Source organism: Paracoccus sediminis, assembly GCF_900188295.1.
GTDB lineage: Bacteria > Pseudomonadota > Alphaproteobacteria > Rhodobacterales > Rhodobacteraceae > Paracoccus > Paracoccus sediminis.
Genome location: NZ_FZNM01000002.1, coordinates 168456 through 187927 on the forward strand (window position 1 = coordinate 168456; position 19472 = coordinate 187927).

General features: G+C 64.3%; 19 protein-coding genes. 7 read left to right on the forward strand and 12 right to left on the reverse strand.

The window, feature by feature from the left end; genetic code table 11:
• Positions 1 to 13: 13 nt before the first annotated feature.
• On the forward strand, positions 14 to 1084 hold the full coding sequence (locus CHB77_RS03840) for an endonuclease/exonuclease/phosphatase family protein (RefSeq protein WP_131023310.1): 1071 nt from the start codon (positions 14 to 16) through the stop codon (positions 1082 to 1084).
• Here CHB77_RS03840 and CHB77_RS03845 read toward each other — a convergent pair.
• Complete coding sequence (locus CHB77_RS03845; protein ID WP_089386863.1) at positions 1081 to 2622, reverse strand: tetratricopeptide repeat protein; 1542 nt, start codon at positions 2620 to 2622, stop codon at positions 1081 to 1083. The genes CHB77_RS03840 and CHB77_RS03845 overlap by 4 nt on opposite strands.
• 190 nt (positions 2623 to 2812) lie before the next feature.
• On the opposite strand from CHB77_RS03845, the gene CHB77_RS03850 reads away from it, so the two are divergent.
• The 3 genes from CHB77_RS03850 (at position 2813) to CHB77_RS03860 (ending at position 6452) form a co-directional block, all read left to right on the forward strand.
• Entirely contained in the window at positions 2813 to 3841 is a 1029-nt protein-coding gene (locus tag CHB77_RS03850; protein ID WP_165456192.1) for a phosphatase PAP2 family protein, read from the forward strand.
• The gene (locus CHB77_RS03855) at positions 3838 to 5835 is read left to right on the forward strand and encodes a S8/S53 family peptidase (RefSeq protein WP_131023311.1); all 1998 of its coding nucleotides are present in this window, start codon (positions 3838 to 3840) and stop codon (positions 5833 to 5835) included. Before CHB77_RS03850 ends, CHB77_RS03855 begins: the two co-directional genes overlap by 4 nt.
• A gap of 149 nt (positions 5836 to 5984) precedes the next feature.
• The gene (locus CHB77_RS03860; protein ID WP_089386866.1) at positions 5985 to 6452 is read left to right on the forward strand and encodes a hypothetical protein; all 468 of its coding nucleotides are present in this window, start codon (positions 5985 to 5987) and stop codon (positions 6450 to 6452) included.
• 68 nt (positions 6453 to 6520) lie between these two features.
• Here the strand turns inward: CHB77_RS03860 and CHB77_RS03865 are convergent, their stop codons facing one another.
• From CHB77_RS03865 to CHB77_RS18865, 7 genes are read right to left on the reverse strand one after another with little or no spacing between them, the layout of a single operon-like run.
• Entirely contained in the window at positions 6521 to 7156 is a 636-nt protein-coding gene (locus tag CHB77_RS03865; protein ID WP_089386867.1) for a PqiC family protein, read from the reverse strand.
• Positions 7157 to 7160: 4 nt separating this feature from the next.
• The gene (locus tag CHB77_RS03870) at positions 7161 to 9164 is read right to left on the reverse strand and encodes a PqiB family protein (protein ID WP_242626517.1); all 2004 of its coding nucleotides are present in this window, start codon (positions 9162 to 9164) and stop codon (positions 7161 to 7163) included.
• A 43-nt stretch (positions 9165 to 9207) separates the two neighbouring features.
• Positions 9208 to 9885, reverse strand: a complete 678-nt coding sequence (locus tag CHB77_RS03875; protein ID WP_089386869.1) for a paraquat-inducible protein A — start codon at positions 9883 to 9885, stop codon at positions 9208 to 9210.
• Positions 9882 to 10604, reverse strand: a complete 723-nt coding sequence (locus CHB77_RS03880) for a paraquat-inducible protein A (RefSeq protein WP_242626518.1) — start codon at positions 10602 to 10604, stop codon at positions 9882 to 9884. The genes CHB77_RS03875 and CHB77_RS03880 overlap by 4 nt, the downstream gene beginning before the upstream one ends.
• A gap of 7 nt (positions 10605 to 10611) precedes the next feature.
• Positions 10612 to 12399: a sensor histidine kinase gene (locus CHB77_RS03885; RefSeq protein ID WP_089386870.1), complete on the reverse strand. Its 1788-nt coding sequence runs from the start codon at positions 12397 to 12399 to the stop codon at positions 10612 to 10614.
• A 9-nt stretch (positions 12400 to 12408) separates the two neighbouring features.
• A complete protein-coding gene (locus CHB77_RS03890; protein ID WP_089386871.1) occupies positions 12409 to 12975 on the reverse strand; it encodes an RNA polymerase sigma factor in 567 nt (188 codons plus the stop codon).
• Positions 12976 to 13017: 42 nt separating this feature from the next.
• Entirely contained in the window at positions 13018 to 13164 is a 147-nt protein-coding gene (locus CHB77_RS18865) for a NepR family anti-sigma factor (RefSeq protein ID WP_089386872.1), read from the reverse strand.
• 97 nt (positions 13165 to 13261) lie between these two features.
• On the opposite strand from CHB77_RS18865, the gene CHB77_RS03900 reads away from it, so the two are divergent.
• Positions 13262 to 14068, forward strand: coding sequence for a response regulator (locus CHB77_RS03900; protein ID WP_176430302.1), 807 nt, complete (start codon positions 13262 to 13264; stop codon positions 14066 to 14068).
• A gap of 33 nt (positions 14069 to 14101) precedes the next feature.
• On the opposite strand, the gene CHB77_RS03905 is transcribed toward CHB77_RS03900, so the two are convergent.
• Genes CHB77_RS03905 through CHB77_RS03920 form a run of 4 tightly spaced genes read right to left on the reverse strand, consistent with a single transcriptional unit; the run spans position 14102 to position 17180 of the window.
• Positions 14102 to 14992 (reverse strand): YihY/virulence factor BrkB family protein, encoded by an 891-nt coding sequence (locus CHB77_RS03905; protein ID WP_242626519.1) that lies wholly within the window; start codon positions 14990 to 14992, stop codon positions 14102 to 14104.
• A 58-nt stretch (positions 14993 to 15050) separates the two neighbouring features.
• Positions 15051 to 15752 (reverse strand): DNA polymerase III subunit epsilon, encoded by a 702-nt coding sequence (dnaQ, locus tag CHB77_RS03910; RefSeq protein WP_089387153.1) that lies wholly within the window; start codon positions 15750 to 15752, stop codon positions 15051 to 15053.
• Positions 15745 to 16332 carry a dephospho-CoA kinase gene (gene coaE, locus CHB77_RS03915; RefSeq protein WP_089386874.1) on the reverse strand — a complete coding sequence of 196 codons (588 nt, stop codon included), beginning with the start codon at positions 16330 to 16332 and terminating at the stop codon, positions 15745 to 15747. The genes dnaQ and coaE overlap by 8 nt, the downstream gene beginning before the upstream one ends.
• Positions 16329 to 17180, reverse strand: coding sequence for a shikimate dehydrogenase (locus CHB77_RS03920; RefSeq protein WP_089386875.1), 852 nt, complete (start codon positions 17178 to 17180; stop codon positions 16329 to 16331). The genes coaE and CHB77_RS03920 overlap by 4 nt, the downstream gene beginning before the upstream one ends.
• Positions 17181 to 17626: 446 nt before the next feature.
• On the opposite strand from CHB77_RS03920, the gene CHB77_RS03925 reads away from it, so the two are divergent.
• Positions 17627 to 18070: a CopD family protein gene (locus CHB77_RS03925; protein WP_089386876.1), complete on the forward strand. Its 444-nt coding sequence runs from the start codon at positions 17627 to 17629 to the stop codon at positions 18068 to 18070.
• A 120-nt stretch (positions 18071 to 18190) separates the two neighbouring features.
• A complete protein-coding gene (gene rho, locus CHB77_RS03930) occupies positions 18191 to 19462 on the forward strand; it encodes a transcription termination factor Rho (protein WP_089386877.1) in 1272 nt (423 codons plus the stop codon).
• The last annotated feature ends 10 nt before the right edge of the window (positions 19463 to 19472 follow it).

Genomic DNA, 19472 nt, shown 5'->3' on the forward strand with positions numbered 1-19472 from the left:
AACAGGCATGATGATGGCACGCAAGGACATCAGCATCGCGAGTTTCAATCTTTTCAATCTCAACCTGCCGGGCCGGCCGATCTATGACGCCGAGGGTTGGACCCAGGGCGAATACGACGCGAAACTGGCGTTTTCGGAACGCGTCCTGAACGACATCGGCGCCGACATCATCGGCTTTCAGGAATGCTGGGACGCAGAGGCCCTGGCCGACATCTTCGACCGTCCCGCGCTGCGCGGCCGTTACGACCTGGTGGCCCGCACCACCGATCCGCCCGGCATCCAGGTCGCCCTGGCGGTGCGCAAGGGGATGATCCAGGCCGAACCGGAATGGATCGAGGATCTGCCCGACGACGCCCGTTTCATCGACCTGACGGAATCGCGCGACGCGGCGGAATCGGTCAGCGTCACCATCCGCCGCTTTTCCCGCCCCATACTGCGGGTGCTGGTCAACAAGGCCGACGGCACGCCCGACATCACCGTCTTCGTGGCCCACCTGAAATCCAAGGGTCCGACGGCCTTGCAGGACGACCCCGGCAACCCGGTCCTGCGCCGCCACCGGTTCATTGCCCAGACTGTGGTGTCCCATGTCCGCCGCATGGTCGAGGCCGGTGCCCTGCGCGCCATCCTGAACGACGCCATGCGCCGCAACGACAGGCCCGTCGTGGTCATCGGCGATCTGAACGACGCGACCACATCAGTATCGACCGAACTGCTGACCGGCAATCCCGGATACCGCTTCTTCGCCAAAAGCACGGCGGGCACGAAATCGGACACCGGGCTTTACACCGTCGAAAAGCTGCAACAGCTTCGGTCGTTCCGGCACGTCTATTACACATATGTCTTCAGGAACCAGATGGAATCCTTGGATCACATCATGGTGTCGGATTCCTTTTACGACCATTCCTCGATCCGCACATGGTCGTTTAGGGAAATGCGGGTGCTGAACGACCACCTGACCGCGACCGAGACCGAGAAGAAACGGTTCGGCTATAACGATCACGGCATCATCGTGACCCGGTTCGACTGGAACCCGATGGTCGAGGAGGCCGAGCGGATCCTGGACGAAGAAGGACCGTCGGGCTAGATCAGCCCCGACCGCGTTACGCCCAGAAGCCCGCCCTGGCGCAGCGTCGCCACCGGATAATCGTCGCTGCGCATCCGTTCCAGCGAAAAGCCGGGTTCGACCTTTTTCAGCAGGTGCAGGGCGGCTTGGGCGCCCGCCTCGTCGCGGCGGCGGTATCGCAGGGCCGCCAGGAACCGCAGCGAGGGGCGGTTTTCCGGGGCGAATTGCTGAACGGCCTCGAACCGCTGTTCCGCGTTGTCGAACTGGCCCAGCCGGGTCAGGGCGATGCCCATGCGCATCTGCCAGGTGGCGGGGTTCAGGACCGACAGCGCCTCGGCCAGGCCCGCCTGGGCTTCGCGGTGCGCCTCCTTGTGGCGCCCCAGATCGGTCAGCGCCTGCGAATAGGCATATCGCGCCGCAGGATTGCGTGCATCCATCTGCACCGCTTGCTGCGCCAGCCAGAAGCTGACTTGGCCGTGGTTCAGATAGCCTTCGACGACCGATCCCACGGCCAGGGCGGTGGCACTGTAGGGATCGGCTTCGCGCGCCCTTATGGCAAGCTCTCCTGCCTCCTGGATGGTGCGCTGCGGATCGGGAACCAGGCGTTCGAAGACCTGCGTGGTCAGCACCCATGCCCGCAATGCCATCGTCAGGGACGCGTTGACCCCATCATCCATTCCCGCAAGCGCCTGTTCGGCGCGATGCAGCCGCGCCTGATTGTAGCTGAACACATCGGCTAAGGACACGACAAGCGCGGTGTCGACGGTGCGCAGGGCCTCGAGGACGCGCAGGATGCCGACGCAGATCTGGGCGGTGCAATCTTTCATGCCGCCGTTCAGGTCTCTCGCGTCCAGCACGAACTTGTGTGACCAGAACAGCCGTCCGCTGGGACGGTGGCTCAGCTTCACCAGCAGATGAATCCCGTCGCCAAGCCGGTTGGCCATGGCCGACAACACGATGGCCGACTGGCCCGGCTCGGCCCGGTCCGGCATCGCCACCATCGGAACCAGGTCGCAGACCCGGCCCGCGGCCTCGCCCATCATCATGGCGGCAATCACGCCGCAATCGGGATCGCTGGCGATCGGATCGGCCGTCAAAAGGACCGGCAGCAGGGCCTGTTCCGGCGCAGCCGGGGTGACGGCCTGTTCCGCGTGCATCCGGGCATCGCGCAGCCAGTCCTCGAATTCGGGGTCGTCGATGTCCAGATCGGCGGCAAATTCGGGCATCTGCCCGTCCGGTCCCGGTCGCGCCATCATGTCCAGCCGGACCATGTTGGCGTCCAGCCCCACCCATCCCGGCCCGCTGGTCAGGGCGTCGCGCGCATCGCCCAGGCCGATGCGGATTTCGCGCAGCACCTGGCGCAGGCTGGCATTGGCATGGTCCGGCTCGCGCGTGCTGAACAGCAGATCCTGCAACCGGGCGCGCAGCACCCGCATGGATGCCGCGCTGCCCATCACCGCCAAGGCCCCGCGCGCGCGCATGCCGCGCGGCGTCAACCGGACGTTTCCCGGCCCGGTCATCTCGATCGGTCCCATGAGGTGAAGCGTCAGGGGCTGCATCAAACAAATCTATAGGCGGAGGGCGGAGTCGTGTTACGCTTTCCCTTACGGCAAAGATACAGTGTTTTCGATTCATTTTGGTTAATGAGGTTTTGCCATGTCTGTGCAGCAAGGCCAACAAGGTCAGCAGGGCCAACAAGGGCAACAAGGCCAATTCGCTTATGAGGCGGGATCCCGCAACGGATCGCTGGTGGCCGCGGCCCTGATGCGGACCCGCGACGCCATCGTCGGGACCGAACAGGTCGCGGCCCAGGCCGGCGCTAATGGAAACCTGACGATCGGCGACCGCCTGCGGCGCCTGATGCCGGAATTCCGCCACTCGGTTCTGGTGTCCGAACTGATGGAAGACATTGCTTTTTCAGCACAGGATTATCCGAGCGCAGACAACAGGGCCACGGCCCGGTCGGTGACGGTCCTGCTGCGCAAGGCGGGAAACGCCACGCGTCCGGGAACGCTGACCAGGATCACCCGGCCCGAGATCGCTCAACTCCAAGCCGCCGTGCCGATGGTCGGCACCTATGCCGAACTGCGGTCGGACCGGCTGGCCGAAATCCTGGTGCAGCAGGAATACCTGATCCCCTTTTTCGCCAGCATCATCCCGCTGTCGCCCGAACGCACCCCCGCCGTGATCGAGATGCTGGAGGTGGGGCTTTCGGTCGTCACGCCGGTGGTCATGCGGATCAAGCTGGCGCTTGGCTGTCCGCGTCCCACGCAATTCAGCCCGCTTGTCCAGCCGCCGATCCCCGAACCCGCGCATCCGTCCCTGCCCAGCGGGCATGCGACCCAGGCCTTTACGCTGGCCACCATGCTGACCTTGCTGACGGATCCGGCGGGGGGGGCAAAGGGCGACAGCCAGCCATATCGCCTGGCGTCCCGCATCGCGATCAACCGGACCGTGGCGGGGGTGCATTTTCCCGTGGACAGCGCGGCGGGCGCGATCCTGGGCATCCAGCTGGGGCGCTATATGATGGCGCGGGGGCTGCAACGGCCAACGGCACAGCCTCCGGTCCCGGCCACCGTTCCATCGGTTGAATTCGACGGCAGCAAATTCCGGGTCGGAACGGGGCCGCGCGATTTCCATTACGGCGTTCTGGCCGAGATGTTGAAGAACGGTGACGATTCGACCACGACCGGCACCGCCTTCGATGTGCGTCCCGCCCCCCTGTGGGAATCGCTGTGCCAGCACGCCGCGCAGGAATGGAAGGACCGGTGGTCGTGACATCCCGATCCGATTCCCCGCCCTCGCCCGGTTGGTCCGAACCCGAGGAAGCATATGGCGAGGAACGCTTTGCCATGTCGCCCTATCTTCATTATTTCCAGAACCGGCAGGGCGCAGACCGCGACGCGAAAAAGGCCGGAATCGCGCGCTTGGCCAAGGCGGATTATTTCCGGCTTGAACCGACCATTCTGGCGCTGCGCGAGGACGGCGACCCCATACGGGTGCTGGCCGACAGCATGTCGAAACTGTTCACGGAATTCCTGGAGGATCCTGCCCAGGTTCTGTCGCCCGATGCCCGCAACGACCAGTTCGACCCCCGCAGGGCCGAGAATTTCGACGACGAGGCCTTCCGCTATCTGCCGGACGACGCGCTGCCGGACCGCAAGACAGGTTGCATCATCGGCGTGATCGACGATGCGGTCCCGTTCGTGCATCAGCGATTTACCATGCCGGGAAACCGCAGCCGCGTCGCGTCGGTCTGGTTGCAGGATGCCCGCCGCGGAAAAACGGTCGCGGCGGATCTGCCGTCGGGGGCCGAATGGCGCGGGGTGGACCTGTCGCGGATGCTGGGCGATGTGGCGAACGGCGACCTTGCTGGCGAAGATGCCATCTATCGGTTGACCGGCGCCGTTGACATGACGCGATCCAACGCCCCGCCGTCGGGGGCCTTCGAAACCGGACATGGCGCGGCGGTGGCGCCCTTGGCGGCGGGGTTCGACCCCGGCACGGAACAGGGAAAGGACCATCCGCTGATCGCGGTTTGCCTGCCGCCGCTGATTACCGCCGATTCGATGGGGGTGCTGGCCCCGGTCCCGATCCTGACCGGAATCATGTTCATCATCAGCCGCGCCTGCGGCTTGTGCCGTTACATCGAAAGACAGGGCAGGCATCGCAGGAATTCGGTCGAACTGCCCGTGGTTATCAACCTCAGCATGGGGCTGACGGCAGGGCCGCGCGATGGCTCCAGCCCGCTGGAGCGATTCATGGATGCCGTATCCGATGGCAAGGTCAACGGCCTGGGTCCGATCCATTTCGTGTTGCCGGCGGGGAATCATCGGCAGGGGCGCCTGCGGGCGCGGCTGCACCCCGGCCAGCAGCTTGGCTGGCGGCTGCCGGCCGACGACCCGACCATCAATGCCGTCGAGATCTGGGGCCCGCGGTATCGGAATTCGCCAGGGGCCGATCTGAAGGTCTCCCTTGCCGCGCCCGGACTGGCGCCCGCAACGACGATCTTTACGGCGCCGCGGCAGTTTTCCATCCTCAGGGGACCGGACGGGGCAGATCTTGCGTGGGTCTATTATACCCCCACGGCATTTCCCGACGGAACCCACCGGGACGGCATCGTCGTCATCGCCACGCCGACCTGCCCCACACGACTTGGCGACCCTTTCGGCCTGCCGGGCGAATGGCAGATCGGCATCCCGGACGACTTGCCGCAGGGCGATTACGAATTGTCCGCGCAGCGCGACGAGGTGATCCGCGGTTTTCGCAAGGCGGCGCGGCAAAGCTGGTTTCACGATCCCGATTACCGCGCTTACGACATGGCCGGACGGCCGATCCTGACGGATGCCGATAACGGCGGCAGTCCCAAAGTGATCCGGGCCGATACGGTCAACACCTATGCCACCGGCCGATGGCCGCTGCGCGGCGGGGCGGTGGACGCGCAAAGCGCCAGGACCACGGCCTATACATCGCTTTTGTCTGACAAGCAGTCGGACCCTCTCTTGAACGAGCAGCCAGGCGACTGCCGGGCGCCTGTCGACGCCAGCGTCAACCATCCGTACAGGATCGTCTGCGGGCGCAACAGCGGCGGCTTTGCGCTTTCATCGGGCACGTCGATGGCCGCGCCGCAACTGGCCCGATGGCTGGCCGGTCAACTGTCCCAGGGCCGAAGGCCGGGCAGCAGGGCCGCGATTCGCGCCTTGGCGCGGCCAATTGGATCCACCGATCCGGCGCCCATTGTCGCTTTTCCTGCAGAATTCCGCGAGTTCTGACCTCGAAGAACGCGATTCCGCCAATCTTACGTTTTTTCACCGATGCGATTCACGTCCGTTTCACGGCACGGGCGGATAGTGATTCCATTGAAGGCGATCATCGGTCGCACGGGATGACGGCTACTTTGGCAGCAACGGGGAAGACGGACATGCCGGGCGACACCATTCCTGATTTCAACAACGTGATTGCCGCGCTTCAACTGCTGGGCGGTCGGCCGGGGGGTGTGCACGATATGCCGGCCCAGGACGCGCAGCAGGATCTGATCGCGGCAATATCCGGGCGGGCAGGAGCCAGTGTTCCTCTGGCTGGCTCCGACCGTCCAAGCTGGGCCGCGTTCCGCCGGCTCGAGCAGGAGAACCAGCTTCTTGTCGATCGTGTCGAGATGCTGGCCTGCGCCCTGGGTGCCTGCCCAAATTGCTGGGGCGGGATCGAGGATTGCGAAGACTGCGGAGGCATCGGGCGTCCCGGTGCCTTCGCCCCGGATCGGCGCACGTTCGACCAGTTCGTCCTGCCGGTCATTGTCCGCGTCATGGGGCGCGCCGATCCGGGCGACGACCCTGCATCCCGCCCCGGCTATTACCGGGTCCGGGACAACCCGCCCGATCCCCTGTTTTAACCAGTGTTCCTGTCTTTTGTGCGGGTGGTTTGGCGGATGGTTTTCAATCCATCCGCCAAATTTTTTTCTCAGAACAGCGGATCCAGCGCAAAGGGATCGGCGGGGGCGGTGGTGGCAATGGTGCGGCCCGGTCCCGATAGGGTGGCGATCTGCCGGGCCAGGATCGCGATGGCCTGCGACACCGCTGCCGCCGAAGCCCCCGGTCCGACGCCCGCCATCGGCACGGCGATGTCGAAGCTGCGGGCGTGATTGGCCGCGCCGCTGCCATCGTCCGCCACGAAATAGCGGCCCGACAGGCGATAGACGCCGTCGGCCTGCGCCAGCGCCCTTTCGACCCGCACCTCTAGCACGCGCTGCGGGGGCTCGGCCAGGGGCCAGGGTTCGCCGATCACGGTTGCCCCCGAGGCGTCCGAAATCGCGCGGGCCAGCGACAGGGTAAAGGCGCGCTGCGGATTGTCGGCCCACACATTGTCGGGGTTCGACCGGACGGCGCCGTCTTCGGACTGAAAGGCGACCTCTTGGCCAGAGGCGTATTCCGGCAGTGACACGTCCTTCAGTTCGGCGCTGCCCAGACGGTTTTCGACCCGTTCCCCCATGGGCGGATCGATCAGGAAACGCGCGGTCTTTTCGGGGTCGGAACATGCCGCCAACCCCAGAAGGCCAAGGCAGGCAAGTGCGGCAGGCAGGCGGAGGGGCAGGGTCATGGCGTCATCGTCCCAGGATAAAGGCGCGGGGGTTGCGTTCGATCAGCCGGGCCAGCGATCCGAACGCCTCGGTCGCGCGGCGCAGTTCGCGCAGCATGTTGACGGCTTCGCTGTTGAAGGCCGAACGATCGCCATAGGCGGCAAGCACCCCATCGGCACGCGCGGCCGTGGCTTCCAGACGCTGGATCAGTTGCGGCAGACGGTCCACCGATGCGGCCACCCGGTCGGCGGCCGTGCTGGCGCTGTCCAGCGCGTTGTTCAGGCTGCCTGCCGCATCGCCGTCGCGCAGGTCGTTCAGCAGGCCCGATGCGGCTTGCAGCGTGTCGGACAGGTTGCGCGGCAGTTGTTCGGCATCCTCGCTGCCCAGCATGGCGCGCAGGTCGGCCAGAATGCCTTCGGCCTGGGCGCTGATCTCGGCAAAGCCGAATTCCTCGACCGCGGCGGCGGCGGCGTCGATGCTGTCCACCATCTCGGGCGCGTCGGCGGCGGCCAGCTTGACCGCCTCGGCGGCGGCGGCGGCTTCGTCCACCAGCCGGGCCAGGTTTTCGGCCGTGCCCACCTCGCGCAGATCGCGGGCCATGCCGCCGATGTCGGTCGCCGCCCCCCTGGCCTGGTCCAGCGTCTCGCGCAGACTGCCGGGGATGGCGCGGGTGTCGTCGGAGCTGGCAATGGCGGTGACGCTGTTCATCATGTCGGTCGCCGATTGCAGCACTTCCTCGATCGGCAGGTCGCCGATCCGGGACAGGAAGCCCTGGGCGCTTGCGCTGAAATCGTCCAGATCGCCGGGAACCGAGGGGATGACCGGGTTGGGGTCGGCCTGGGTATCGATGCTGGCGGGCGCGGCATCCGCGATCTCGACCAGTTCGACCATCAGGGACGTGCCCAGGAATCCGGCACTGGCAACGCGCGCCCGCAGACCCTCGCCCACCGCCTGTTGCAGAAAGGCCAGGGCATCATCGGGGGTGGCCTCGCCGGAAAGCCCCAGCCGCGACGGCGATATCGCCATGGTCACGACCTGCTGGATCTCTCCTCTGGGTTCGTCCAGGGACACGGCCAGATCCGTGACCTGACCGACGCGCAATCCCTGAAACTGCACATCGGCGCCTTTTGCCAACCCTTCCAGAGAATCGTCGATCAACATGCTGATGCGCAGAGGCGGCGCATTGTCGCTGGCCAGGATGTCGTTGCGGGCCGTGTCCTCGTCGGGCTGCAAGGCATAGGTGTGACCGGGTTTGATCGGCTGGCCGCCGCTGACCAGGGTGTCAAAGGACACGCCCCCCTGCAACAGCGACGACAGCGAATTCACGTTGAACGACACGCCCGACGCGCCCAGCGACAGCGAAAAGCCCGACGTGTCCCAGAACACGGTCGAGGTCGTCAGCCGCTTGTCATGCGGAGCTTCGATAAAGGCGTCGGCGATGACCTGATCCTCGGTTTCGGCAAGGCGCAGGTTCTCCATCCGGCCGACCTGCACGCCGCGGTACAGGACCGGCGCGCCTTCGCTGATGCCGTCGGCATCTTCCATCGACAGCGTGACGCGGGTTCCCGGCGTGTCCTCTCGGACCAAGGGGGGGCGATCCTGACCGGCAAAGCGGGTCCGGGGTTCGTTGATGGTGGCGTCCCAGTAACCCTCGATGAAGGATCCGGTCAGAACGGTGTCCAGCCGCGTCACCCCCTGGGCCGTGACCTGGGGACGGACGATCCAGAAGGCGGCCTGATCGTCGATGTAGGGGGCCACATCCTTGTCCACCCGGATTTCCACCACGACGCGCGACAGATCCGCCGTGAAGCTGACCGATTCCACCTGGCCCACGGTGATCTCTCGAAAGCGCAGGACGGTTTCGCCGGGGGTGACGCCGGTGGCGTCCGCGAATTCCACCTCGATCACCGCGCCGCGGGCGGCATAGGCGTTCCAGGCGATGGCGGCGGTCACGACAAGGGCGATGATCGGCACCAGCCAGATCACGTTGATGCCGGCCTGTGCCGCCCGCACGGCTTTTTTTCGCACAGGACTTGCCGGTCTCGGCGGCGGCTGGTCGGTCATCGTGGCGTCAGTCCTTCCCCTGGTCGTCCGTCCGGCTTCGCAGCGGCAAGCCGCGCCAGATCAGTCTTGGATCAAAGCTTTGCGCGGAAAGCATGGTGAAGGCAACAGACAGCGCAAAGGATACGGCCGCCGGGCCAGGATGGATCGAGGCGACGAAGCCCAGCTGCACCAAGGCCGACAGGATCGCCACGACAAAGACGTCGATCATCGACCAGCGGCCGATGAATTCCACGACTTCATAGATTTTCAGCCGCGTATGGGCCTGTTCGACTGTCGCCGGACGCCCGGCCACCATCGCCAGCCAGGCGATCGACAGGAACTTGGCCATCGGCACGATGACCGAGGCGACAAAGACGATGATCGCAATGTCGTAATTGCCGTAATGCATCAGTTCGACCACGCCCTCCAGGATCGTGGCTTCCGAACTGCCCTGCAATCCGGCGAATGTCTGGGTTCGCATCATGGGAAACAGGTTGGCGGGCACATACATGACCAGCCCGGCAAGCCACCACGCCCAGACGTATTGCAGACCGCGCCGGTCCGGCGGAACCAGGGCCGCGCCGCAGCGGTCGCAGATGGCGTGATCCTGGGGCCAGACGCGGCCGCAGGACCGGCAGCCCAGCAGCCCTGCCCGATGGGCGGTCATGACCGGGGCAAGCGGCGCTTCATCGGCCCCGGCCGTCATGGAACGGGGCCTCCGACCGCTTCGCGCCCGTCGGTGGGCAGGCCGGCATCCTCGATGGCATCCCAGATGGTCGTCTGGCACATGAACCCGCGCGACGCAAGGTTGACCAGGATCAGCGCGCAGAACGCCCAGAAAGCCGGTCCCAGATGAACGGTGGCAAGCCCCGCGACCTTGACCAGGGCGACGGCGGTGCCGATCACGAAAATCTCGGCCATGGACCAGGGGCGCAGCAATTCGGTCCAGCGAAAGGCCCGTGCGGCATGGCGATAGGGTGCCCGGCCCTGGGCAAGAGGGGCCAGCGTATAGACCAGCAGGAACGCCCGCAGCACCGGCAGCCCCACGATCATCACCATCACCGCCAGCACCAAAGGCAGCAGCACGCCATCGGCAAAGGCCAAGGCGACCCCGAACAGCGATGTCGCATTGCCGAACCCCATGCGCGAGATTTCAAGAAACGGAAAGAAGATCGCCCCCATCATCAGCACGACCGTCGTGAAGGACAGGGCAATCAACTGAACAAAGGCACCGCCACGCGGCTTGGCCAGAAGACCGCCGCACCGGACGCAGCGCAGCGTCTCGCCCGCGTCCAGTTCTTCCTCGACATGCAGGGCATCGCAGCGCGGACATGCCATCAGCCCCCTGCCGGTCGTCAGATCAAAGCCGTCGCGCGTATCCATGGGTGCAAGATAGACACCCTGCAAAAGCGCGCAAGGCAGCATCGCACCGTCAATGCCGGGCACCGCGGCGCGCGGCGGATGTCAGCACCACATTGCGTCCTTCGGCCAAGGCATTGACCTCGTCGATGACAAAATCAAGCCGCAGAACGAAGCTGTCGGCCTCGACCTGCGCGGTGGCCTGGCCCTTGAGCTGGGTCGTGAACGCCTCGATCAGTTGACTGCCCAGGCCGGTTCCTTCGGTCTGGTCCGCGTTTCTGTCGATCGAATTGGCGATTTCCAGCAGCGCCCTGCCCGGCGCGACAGTCTTCAGGCCGACCCGCACCCAGGGCGCGTCATCCCGTCCCGGTGCGGGGCGCGCGTATTTCAGCGCGTTGGTGAACGCCTCGGTCGCCAGCAGGGACAAGGGGACCGCCTGATCCGGCAGCAGGGTCAGGGTTTCGATATGCGTGTCTATGCGCAGGTCGCTGGCCGGTTCGACCGAGGCGCTGACCATCTGATTGATGATGTCGCAGACCAGACGCCCGGCCTCGACCGCATCCAAATGTTCGGCCTGGTACAGGTTGCGATAGATCGTCGCCAGCGCGGCGACGCGATCCTGCACCGACCGCAGAACCCGCTTGGCATCGGGGTCGTCGATCATCCGGCTTTGCATGTTGATGATGGAGGCGATCAGTTGCAGGTTGTTCTTGACCCGGTGATGAACTTCCTTGAGCAGAACGGTTTTTTCAACAACCGCTTCCTCCATCGCCTCTTCGTCCCGGATCAGGATGCGGGCCATATTGTGGAACGTCTGACTGACATCGCAGATTTCGGTCGGGGCATCGGACAGGACCGGGGGGGGTTCGGACCGATTGCCGATGGCAAAGCGGCGCATCTGGCCACGCAGAACGTTGATGTGGCGCAGGACCATGCGGAACACCGCGAAATAGGCGACGGCCAGCGACACGAGCCACAGCGCGATTGGGATCGTCACGGCCCCGAAACGCGAAATCTGGAACAGGCCCGCGCCCACGGATCGGGGCGACCAGCTACCAAGCGCATAGACCAGATCCGGCACCGCCGGCACTACGGTGAACATGCGCGTCTCGCCGCTGCCGGTTGGGGCGCGGAAGGTGGTTTCAGGCTGTGACAGCAGGCTGGCCAAGGGGACGTTGCGCGGCAAAAGATCGTCGATGCTGGCCGCCGCATCCTTGCCCGCGGTGAGAATCTCTCCCCTGTGGTTGAAGGTGACGATGCGGGCGCCGTCATTGCCATTGCCGACGGTGTGGGTGGACCGCAGCAATTCGCTGGTCAGCGACAGCCCGATATAGCCCAGCATCTCGCTGTCGCGATACAGCGGCTGCATCACGACGATCACAGGCCGACGGGTGATGACACCCGAGGCGACGGCAGTGACAAGCGTTCCCGGATCCGCCATGAAGGTCTTGAACCCTTCCGACAGGCTCAGATCCAGAACCTCGCCGCGGCTGGCCGAGTTGCAGGTGCTGCGGCCGTTCAGCGGCACGAAACCCGCAAACACATAAGTGGCGCTGGGTTCGATGAAGTTGCGCATCAGATCGGAACAGACCTGGGGACGGTCGAGCGATTCCAGCACGGCAGGTCCAAGCGCGTCGGCCGATCCAAGCGCGCTTTGCAACAGCGCGCGTTCGCCCGCGGCAGCCGATGCGGTCCGTCCCAGCAGGGCGATCTCGAAGCCACGCTCGGCTTCGCTCACGAGATTGAAATTCTGAATCAGAGAGATCAGTCCCAACGGCAGGATCGCGACCGACAGCAAGGCACCAAGCCGGAATCCCAGCCTGCGCGTGAATTCGAGTCGATCGCTGATCCGCCGGAACACCGGCCCTCCTTATCGTGCGATGGTGTGGCTGGACGCCATCACGGCAAGGGTCGCCTGATCGGTCATGTCCAGTTCCTCGCCGTTTTCCAGATGCAGCAGTTCCGCCAGCTTGCGACGCCCGCGATTGGCGCGCGACTTGACGGTGCCGATGGCCACCCCGGTCATATCGGCCGCTTCCTCATAGGAAAAACCCGAGGCTCCGACCAGAATCAGCGCCTCGCGCTGTTCGTCGGGCAGTTGCTTGAAGGCCACCCGGAAGTCCTTCATCGCCAGCCGGCCGTCGTGTTCGGGCCGCGTGGCCTGGCGTGCGGCGTGAATGCCGTCGGTGTCGCTGACCTCGCGTTTGGTCTTTCGGCGGGCCGAATAAAAGGTGTTTCGAAGGATGGTGAACAGCCAGGCGCGCAGGTTGGTGCCAGCTTGGAACTTGTCCATGTTGGTCCAGGCCTTGACGATCGTGTCCTGGACCAGATCGTCGGCGGCAGCGCCTTCGCGGGTCAGCGACAACGCAAAGGCGCGCAGGGCGGGAAGATGGTCCACCAGCTGGTCTCGGGGATCCATCGTTGCGGATTTGTTCATTCTGTCACCGTGACCGTCGCGTCGCCGCGCATAGCAGGGAAATCACTTCTGCTCGCGCAGTTGATCGAGAAGGGCAAGAAAACGGTCGGGAATCTGTTCGGTCGCATCCTGTTCAAAGGCCCGTCGCAAATTCTCGTCTATCTGCTTCTCGACTGCGGCCTTGCGACGGTCGTCTCGCTTCGATGTCATTACTTTGTTAGTCCCGGAAATCTTGTGCGCACTTCGACCAACCTGTAGGGGTTAGGATAGGTTCCGCGCAATATGCGAAATTCGAAGGATGAAAGATATGTCGTCAGCCGACCTCGCCCAGTCCATCGGGCGCGAGCTGCCCTATCTGCGGCGCTATGCGCGCGCGCTGACCGGCAGCCAGCGCGCCGGGGACAATTACGCAGCCGCCACGCTGGAGGCGATCCTGTCGGATCGTTCGATCCTGCTGGCCGAAAACGATACGCGCATCGGCCTGTTCCGCACCTTTCACGCGATCTGGCAAAGTTCCGGCCAGCCGATTGACGACAGCAACCGCACCGCGCGGGAATCGCGGGCACAGGATCACCTGCGCGGCCTGACCGCCAATTCGCGCGAAGCCCTGCTGCTGCGCACGATCGAGGAATTGCCCTATGACCAGATCGGCCGGGTGATGCAGATCGACGCGGCCGAGGCCGAGGAACTGGTGGGCATCGCCCTGTCCGAGATGAGCGTGTCGATGCGCGGCAAGGTCATGGTGATCGAGGACGAGATGATTATCGCGATGGACCTGAAGGGCATCGTGCAGGCCATGGGCCACGAGGTGACGGGCGTGGCGCGTACTCACTCCGCCGCCATCGAGCTGGCGGGGCAAAGCCGTCCGGACCTGATCCTGGCCGACATCCAGCTGGCCGACGGGTCGTCGGGTATCGACGCGGTGAACGAATTGCTGCGCGACATGGGCGATGTGCCGGTGATCTTCATCACCGCCTTCCCCGAACGTCTTCTGACCGGCGAACGGCCCGAACCGGCCTTCCTGATCTCCAAGCCCTATACCGAGGAGCAGGTCCGATCCGCCGTCAGCCAAGCGATGTTCTTCGCCTCGACCGAAGGGCTGGACGCAGCCTGAGGCAGCCTTTTTCCGCGTGAATGGGGCGGCGGGTCATTCCGCCGCCTTTTGCACCTCGGCCACCAGGGATGCGCGCGCCTCGCGCGCGGCACGGACACGGCGGCGGCGTGCGATCTCGACATTGATGAGCGCGCCCAGCAACACGGAAAAGCCGGCCAGATAGAACCACATCAGCAGCGCCACCACCGTGCCGATCGACCCGTAGATCCGGTTGTAGCTGTTGAAGCTGCTGAGATAGGCTGAAAACGCGACCGAGGCCACGGCCCACAGAAAGGCCGCGAACAGGGCGCCCCAGGTAAAGACCGGCGTGCGCGGCGTCTTCACGTTCGGGCCATACCGATACAGGATGCCGATCCCCAGGATCACCAGCACGAACATCGCCCCCCAGGGCAGGCCTGCCACCAGCCAGCCCCGGATCTGTTCGAACACCTGGAAATTCAGCAGCAGCGGCACGATCACGATGGTCGCCAGTCCCGCCAGCGAAATGCCCACGATGGCCAGCGTCAGCACATAGGCCAGCAGAAAGCTGAAGATGGTCGAATGGCCGCGCACCCCATAGGCGGCATTCAGCCCCTGGACCAGGGCCTCGACCCCCGCGCGAGCGGCGATGGTGGCGATCATGAAGGATACAAAGGACGCCCAGCCGGCCGAGGTGCGCCCCGCCGAAGTCAGCGACAGAACCTGGCTGTCGATCAGATCCGCCGCCCCTTCGGGCAGGAATTCATGCGCTACATCCAGATAGGTCATGATGACATTGGGATCGAACCACAGGCTCCACAGCGCGACGATGGCGGCAAGGCCGGGAAACACCGCGAACATGGCATAGAACGCCACCCCTGCCGCGATCAGGCCCATGTGGATCTTGTCCATGCGTTCAAAGATGGCGCCCCAGAAGGACCAGATTTCGCGCAGCATGGTCAGCATCGGCACCCTTGCCCTTGTGGTCGCTCCTGGTCCATGGCGTCATTGCGCGCCGGGACTGTCAACGCCCATAGCGCGCCCAGACCGCGGTTTCCCCCAGGCGCGCGACGAATTCGGCATGGGCTGCGGCCTCTGCCTGGGTCAATCGGGACGGAAGCGGGACAGGGCGTGCCGAGCGGGGGCCGCTGTCGCTGTCGGGCTGACCCGCCGCAACGCGGCGACCGGGCTGGTCCAGGACAAGATCCGGCTGCCTGCCGCCGATCAGTTCCAGATATACCTCGGCCAGAAGCTCGCTGTCGAGAAGCGCGCCGTGGCGTTGCCTGTTCGAATTGTCCACGCCAAAGCGGCGGCACAGCGCATCCAGCGACGCGGGCGATCCGGGAAACCGTTCGCGCGCCAGGGCAAGCGTATCCAGCGCGCGTGACCAGGGCAGCGTCGGACGGCCCGCGCGGCGCAATTCGGCGTTCAGGAATTTCATGTCGAAGCCGGCATTGTGGATCACCAGCCGAGAGTCGTCGCCGATGAACTCTATGAAACCCTGAACGATGTCCGCGAATTTCGGCTTGTCGCGCAGGAAATCGTCGCCCAGTCCATGCACCTCGAACGCATCCTTGGGCATGGGGCGTTCGGGATTGATATAGACGTGAAAGACCTGACCGGTGGGCAGGTGGTTCACCAGTTCGATCCCGCCGATCTCGACGATGCGGTCGTCCTTGTCGGCATCGAAGCCGGTGGTTTCGGTGTCCATCACGATCTCACGCACGATCGGCAATCTCCTTCGCGATACGATTTACGGCCCGGCGGGCGTCGTCCAGGGTGTCGGTCGGGATGATCCAGTCCGCCCGTGTCCGCTTTTCGGCGTCGGGCATTTGCCGCGACAGGATCAGGGCCAGAAGGTCGTCGGTCATGCCCGGCCGCGACATCACCCGGCGCCGCTGCGTGTCCGCATCGGCCGACACCACGGCAACGCCGTCCAGCAGCGCCTGATAGCCGTTTTCGTAAAGCAGCGGAATATCCAGAACGACCAAAGGCGCATCCTTGTGCCGGGCGACAAAGGCGTCGCGATCCGCAGCCACGATGGGATGAACGATGGCCGACAACCGGTCCAGGGCCGCCGGATCGGCGGCAATCGCCGCCTTCAGCGCCTTGCGGTCGATGCCGCCCTCGTGCATTGCGGCCGGAAAGGCCGCCGCCACCGGGGCGACGGCGGCACCTTGTGGTCCATAAAGACGGTGGACGGCCTCGTCCGCGTCCCAGACGGGATGGCCCGCGTCGCGAAACATCTGCGCCGTGGTGGATTTGCCCATGCCGATGCTTCCGGTCAGGCCCAGGCGGAATGTCATTCCAGAACGGCCCGGCGCAGATCGTCGTCAACCTCGGGGCGGCGGCCGAACCAGCATTCGAAACCCGGAGCGGCCTGATGCAGCAGCATTCCCAGACCATCCACGATCCGGCAGCCCCGCGCCTGGGCGTCACGCAGGAAGGGCGTCACGAGAGGGGCATAGACCAGGTCGGTGACAAGAGCATCCGGCGACAGGGCGTCCAGCGGCAGGCGCAGGGGCTGCTTTCCATCCATCCCCAGGGATGTCGCGTTGACGACAGTGGCCGCGCCTTCCAGCATGTTTCCGGCCTGCGCCCAATCATAAACGACCAGACGCGCGCCGAATTCGGATTTGATCTGTTCGGACCGGATACGGGTGCGGTTGGTGATCCGCAGTTCCCCGACTCCGCTGTCCAGAAGCGATGCCACGACCGCCCGCGCCGCCCCCCCGGCCCCGATCAGCGCGGCCGGGCCTGCCTTGGGCCACCAATCGGGCGCGTTCTGGCGCAGGTTGGCGACAAAACCATAACCGTCTGTATTGTCGGCATGAATCTTGCCGTCGGGCCGGAAGATCAGCGTGTTCGCCGCCCCGATCAGCGCCGCCCTATCCGTCACGGTATCGGCCAGGGCCAGCACAGCCTCCTTGTGAGGAATGGTGACGTTGACCCCGACAAAGCCCAACCGGGGCAGGGCGCGCAACACCTCGGCCAGGTGTTCGGGCATGACCGGCATGGGGATGTAATGACCCGCGATGCCGTATCGGCGCAGCCAGTGGCCGTGCAGGCGTGGCGACCGCGAATGCGCGATGGGCATCCCGATCACCCCGGCAAGGGGAACGTGGTCGGGGTGGCGGGGCTGGTCGTCTGGCATCGCGGTATCCTTGGATTCGGCACAGGTTATGCGGGCAGGACCGGGAAAAAAAGCGGGCTTTCGCGTCGCCTGAAGGAAGGCTGTGGACAAGATCCGGGGGCGAATCGGGGCGAATCATGGGGGCATCCGCCCCTGCGCAGGGTAGCGTCCGAAACCGACCCGGAACCTTGCACGAACCACCGCGGACAACCCACAGCGGGACAAGTCGGGATCCAGGGATCCGAAATATGTGGAGAACTTTTCCGCAGGGACTATGTCCCAAAAATTATCCACATGCCATTTCATTGAATTTAATTGAAAAATACTTATTTATGCGGACTAATCCCGATCTTATCCACAATGTCGGGATCCGGGGGCGGATCCGGGGATTTCGGCTTTATCCTTTTGTCCCCAGGCCCTACTTCAACAACATCCTTTATCTTCTTTCTTTATTAAGAAGGACTGCGATGACCGACTGGCTGGTTCCGATCTATCCCTATGCCAAGGCATTTCATGTCATGGCGGTGATGTCCTGGATGGCCGGGCTGTTCTATCTGCCAAGGCTTTTCGTCTATCACGCGGAACGCGGGCAGGCGCCGGAACCGGCAGGCAGTTTTGCCGTCATGGAGGACAAGCTGCTGCGCTTGATCATGAACCCGGCCATGATCGCGACCTGGATCAGCGGGCTTTGCCTGGTGCTGACGCCGGGGATCGTTGACTGGTCAATGATCTGGCCCTGGACCAAGGCCGCCTGCGTTCTGGCGATGACCTGGTTTCACAGGTGGTGCGCCGGCCAGCGGCGTATCCTGCTGGCGGGCCGGGGACAGTCCGGCCGCCGTTATCGCATGATGAACGAGGTGCCAACACTTCTGATGGTCGGGATCGTGCTGTCGGTGATCGTCAAGTTCTAGCCAAAAGATTGACTCGAACCGTCCAGGCGCTTATGTGGCGCGAAAGTCCCGCCGTCCGGCATGGGAATCCCCTGTCCACCTTCCATCCAGTCGTGCCAGATCGCGCGCCACGGTGACATCATGACCGAAGAACGTCTCAACCTTGCCGAGCTCAAGGCCAAAAGCCCGGCCGAACTGCTGTCCCTGGCCGAGGAATGGGAGATCGAGAACGCCTCGACAATGCGCAAGGGCGAGATGATGTTCTCGATTCTCAAGGAACATGCCGAGGAAGGTTTCGACATCGGCGGCGACGGCGTGCTGGAGGTCGTGCAGGACGGTTTCGGCTTTCTGCGATCCACGGCGGCGAATTATCTGCCCGGTCCCGACGACATCTATGTCAGCCCGGACATGATCCGCCAGCATTCGCTGCGTACCGGCGATACGGTCGAAGGCGTGATCCGTGCACCGGGCGAAAACGAGCGTTACTTTGCCCTGACCAAGGTGGAGCGGATCAATTTCGAGGATCCGGAAAAAGCGCGCCACAAGGTCGCGTTCGACAACCTGACCCCGCTTTATCCCGACGAGCGGTTGACCATGGAAATCGAGGATCCGACGATCAGGGACCGTTCGGCCCGCATCATCGATCTGGTGTCGCCCATCGGCAAGGGCCAGCGGTCGCTGATCGTGGCCCCCCCGCGCACCGGCAAGACGGTGCTGTTGCAGAACATCGCCCATTCGATCGCGCGCAATCATCCGGAATGCTATTTGATCGTCCTGCTGATCGACGAACGCCCCGAGGAGGTTACCGACATGCAGCGGTCCGTCAAGGGAGAGGTTGTCTCCTCGACCTTCGACGAACCGGCCAGCCGCCATGTCGCCGTGTCGGAAATGGTGATCGAAAAAGCCAAACGACTGGTGGAACATAAACGAGATGTTGTTATTCTTCTGGATTCCATCACAAGACTTGGTAGGGCGTTCAATACGGTCGTGCCAAGTTCGGGAAAAGTGTTGACGGGCGGCGTCGATGCGAATGCCTTGCAGCGGCCCAAACGGTTCTTCGGCGCGGCCCGCAACATCGAGGAAGGCGGATCGCTGACCATCATCGCCACGGCCCTGATCGATACCGGATCGCGCATGGACGAGGTGATCTTCGAGGAATTCAAGGGCACGGGCAACAGCGAGATCGTCCTGGACCGCAAGGTTGCCGACAAGCGAGTCTTCCCGGCCATGGACATCCTCAAGTCCGGAACGCGAAAGGAAGAATTGCTTGTTGAACAGAAGGATCTGCAAAAAACCTATCTGCTGCGCCGAATCCTGAACCCCATGGGTACCACCGATGCCATCGAGTTCCTGATTTCGAAGCTGAAGCAGACCAAATCCAATTCGGAATTCTTCGATTCGATGAACGCCTGACGAGACCCTT

Excerpts from the sequence above, each read along its gene's own strand:
- CHB77_RS03840 (WP_131023310.1), top strand. The coding sequence starts at position 14 with ATGGCACGCAAGGACATCAGCATCGCGAGTTTCAATCTTTTCAATCTC.
- CHB77_RS03845 (WP_089386863.1), bottom strand. The coding sequence starts at position 2,622 with ATGCAGCCCCTGACGCTTCACCTCATGGGACCGATCGAGATGACCGGG.
- CHB77_RS03860 (WP_089386866.1), top strand. The coding sequence starts at position 5,985 with ATGCCGGGCGACACCATTCCTGATTTCAACAACGTGATTGCCGCGCTT.
- CHB77_RS03865 (WP_089386867.1), bottom strand. The coding sequence starts at position 7,156 with ATGACCCTGCCCCTCCGCCTGCCTGCCGCACTTGCCTGCCTTGGCCTT.
- CHB77_RS03875 (WP_089386869.1), bottom strand. The coding sequence starts at position 9,885 with ATGACGGCCGGGGCCGATGAAGCGCCGCTTGCCCCGGTCATGACCGCC.
- CHB77_RS03880 (WP_242626518.1), bottom strand. The coding sequence starts at position 10,604 with ATGCTGCCTTGCGCGCTTTTGCAGGGTGTCTATCTTGCACCCATGGAT.
- CHB77_RS03890 (WP_089386871.1), bottom strand. The coding sequence starts at position 12,975 with ATGAACAAATCCGCAACGATGGATCCCCGAGACCAGCTGGTGGACCAT.
- CHB77_RS18865 (WP_089386872.1), bottom strand. The coding sequence starts at position 13,164 with ATGACATCGAAGCGAGACGACCGTCGCAAGGCCGCAGTCGAGAAGCAG.
- CHB77_RS03900 (WP_176430302.1), top strand. The coding sequence starts at position 13,262 with ATGTCGTCAGCCGACCTCGCCCAGTCCATCGGGCGCGAGCTGCCCTAT.
- CHB77_RS03905 (WP_242626519.1), bottom strand. The coding sequence starts at position 14,992 with ATGCTGACCATGCTGCGCGAAATCTGGTCCTTCTGGGGCGCCATCTTT.
- coaE (WP_089386874.1), bottom strand. The coding sequence starts at position 16,332 with ATGACATTCCGCCTGGGCCTGACCGGAAGCATCGGCATGGGCAAATCC.
- CHB77_RS03920 (WP_089386875.1), bottom strand. The coding sequence starts at position 17,180 with ATGCCAGACGACCAGCCCCGCCACCCCGACCACGTTCCCCTTGCCGGG.
- CHB77_RS03925 (WP_089386876.1), top strand. The coding sequence starts at position 17,627 with ATGACCGACTGGCTGGTTCCGATCTATCCCTATGCCAAGGCATTTCAT.
- rho (WP_089386877.1), top strand. The coding sequence starts at position 18,191 with ATGACCGAAGAACGTCTCAACCTTGCCGAGCTCAAGGCCAAAAGCCCG.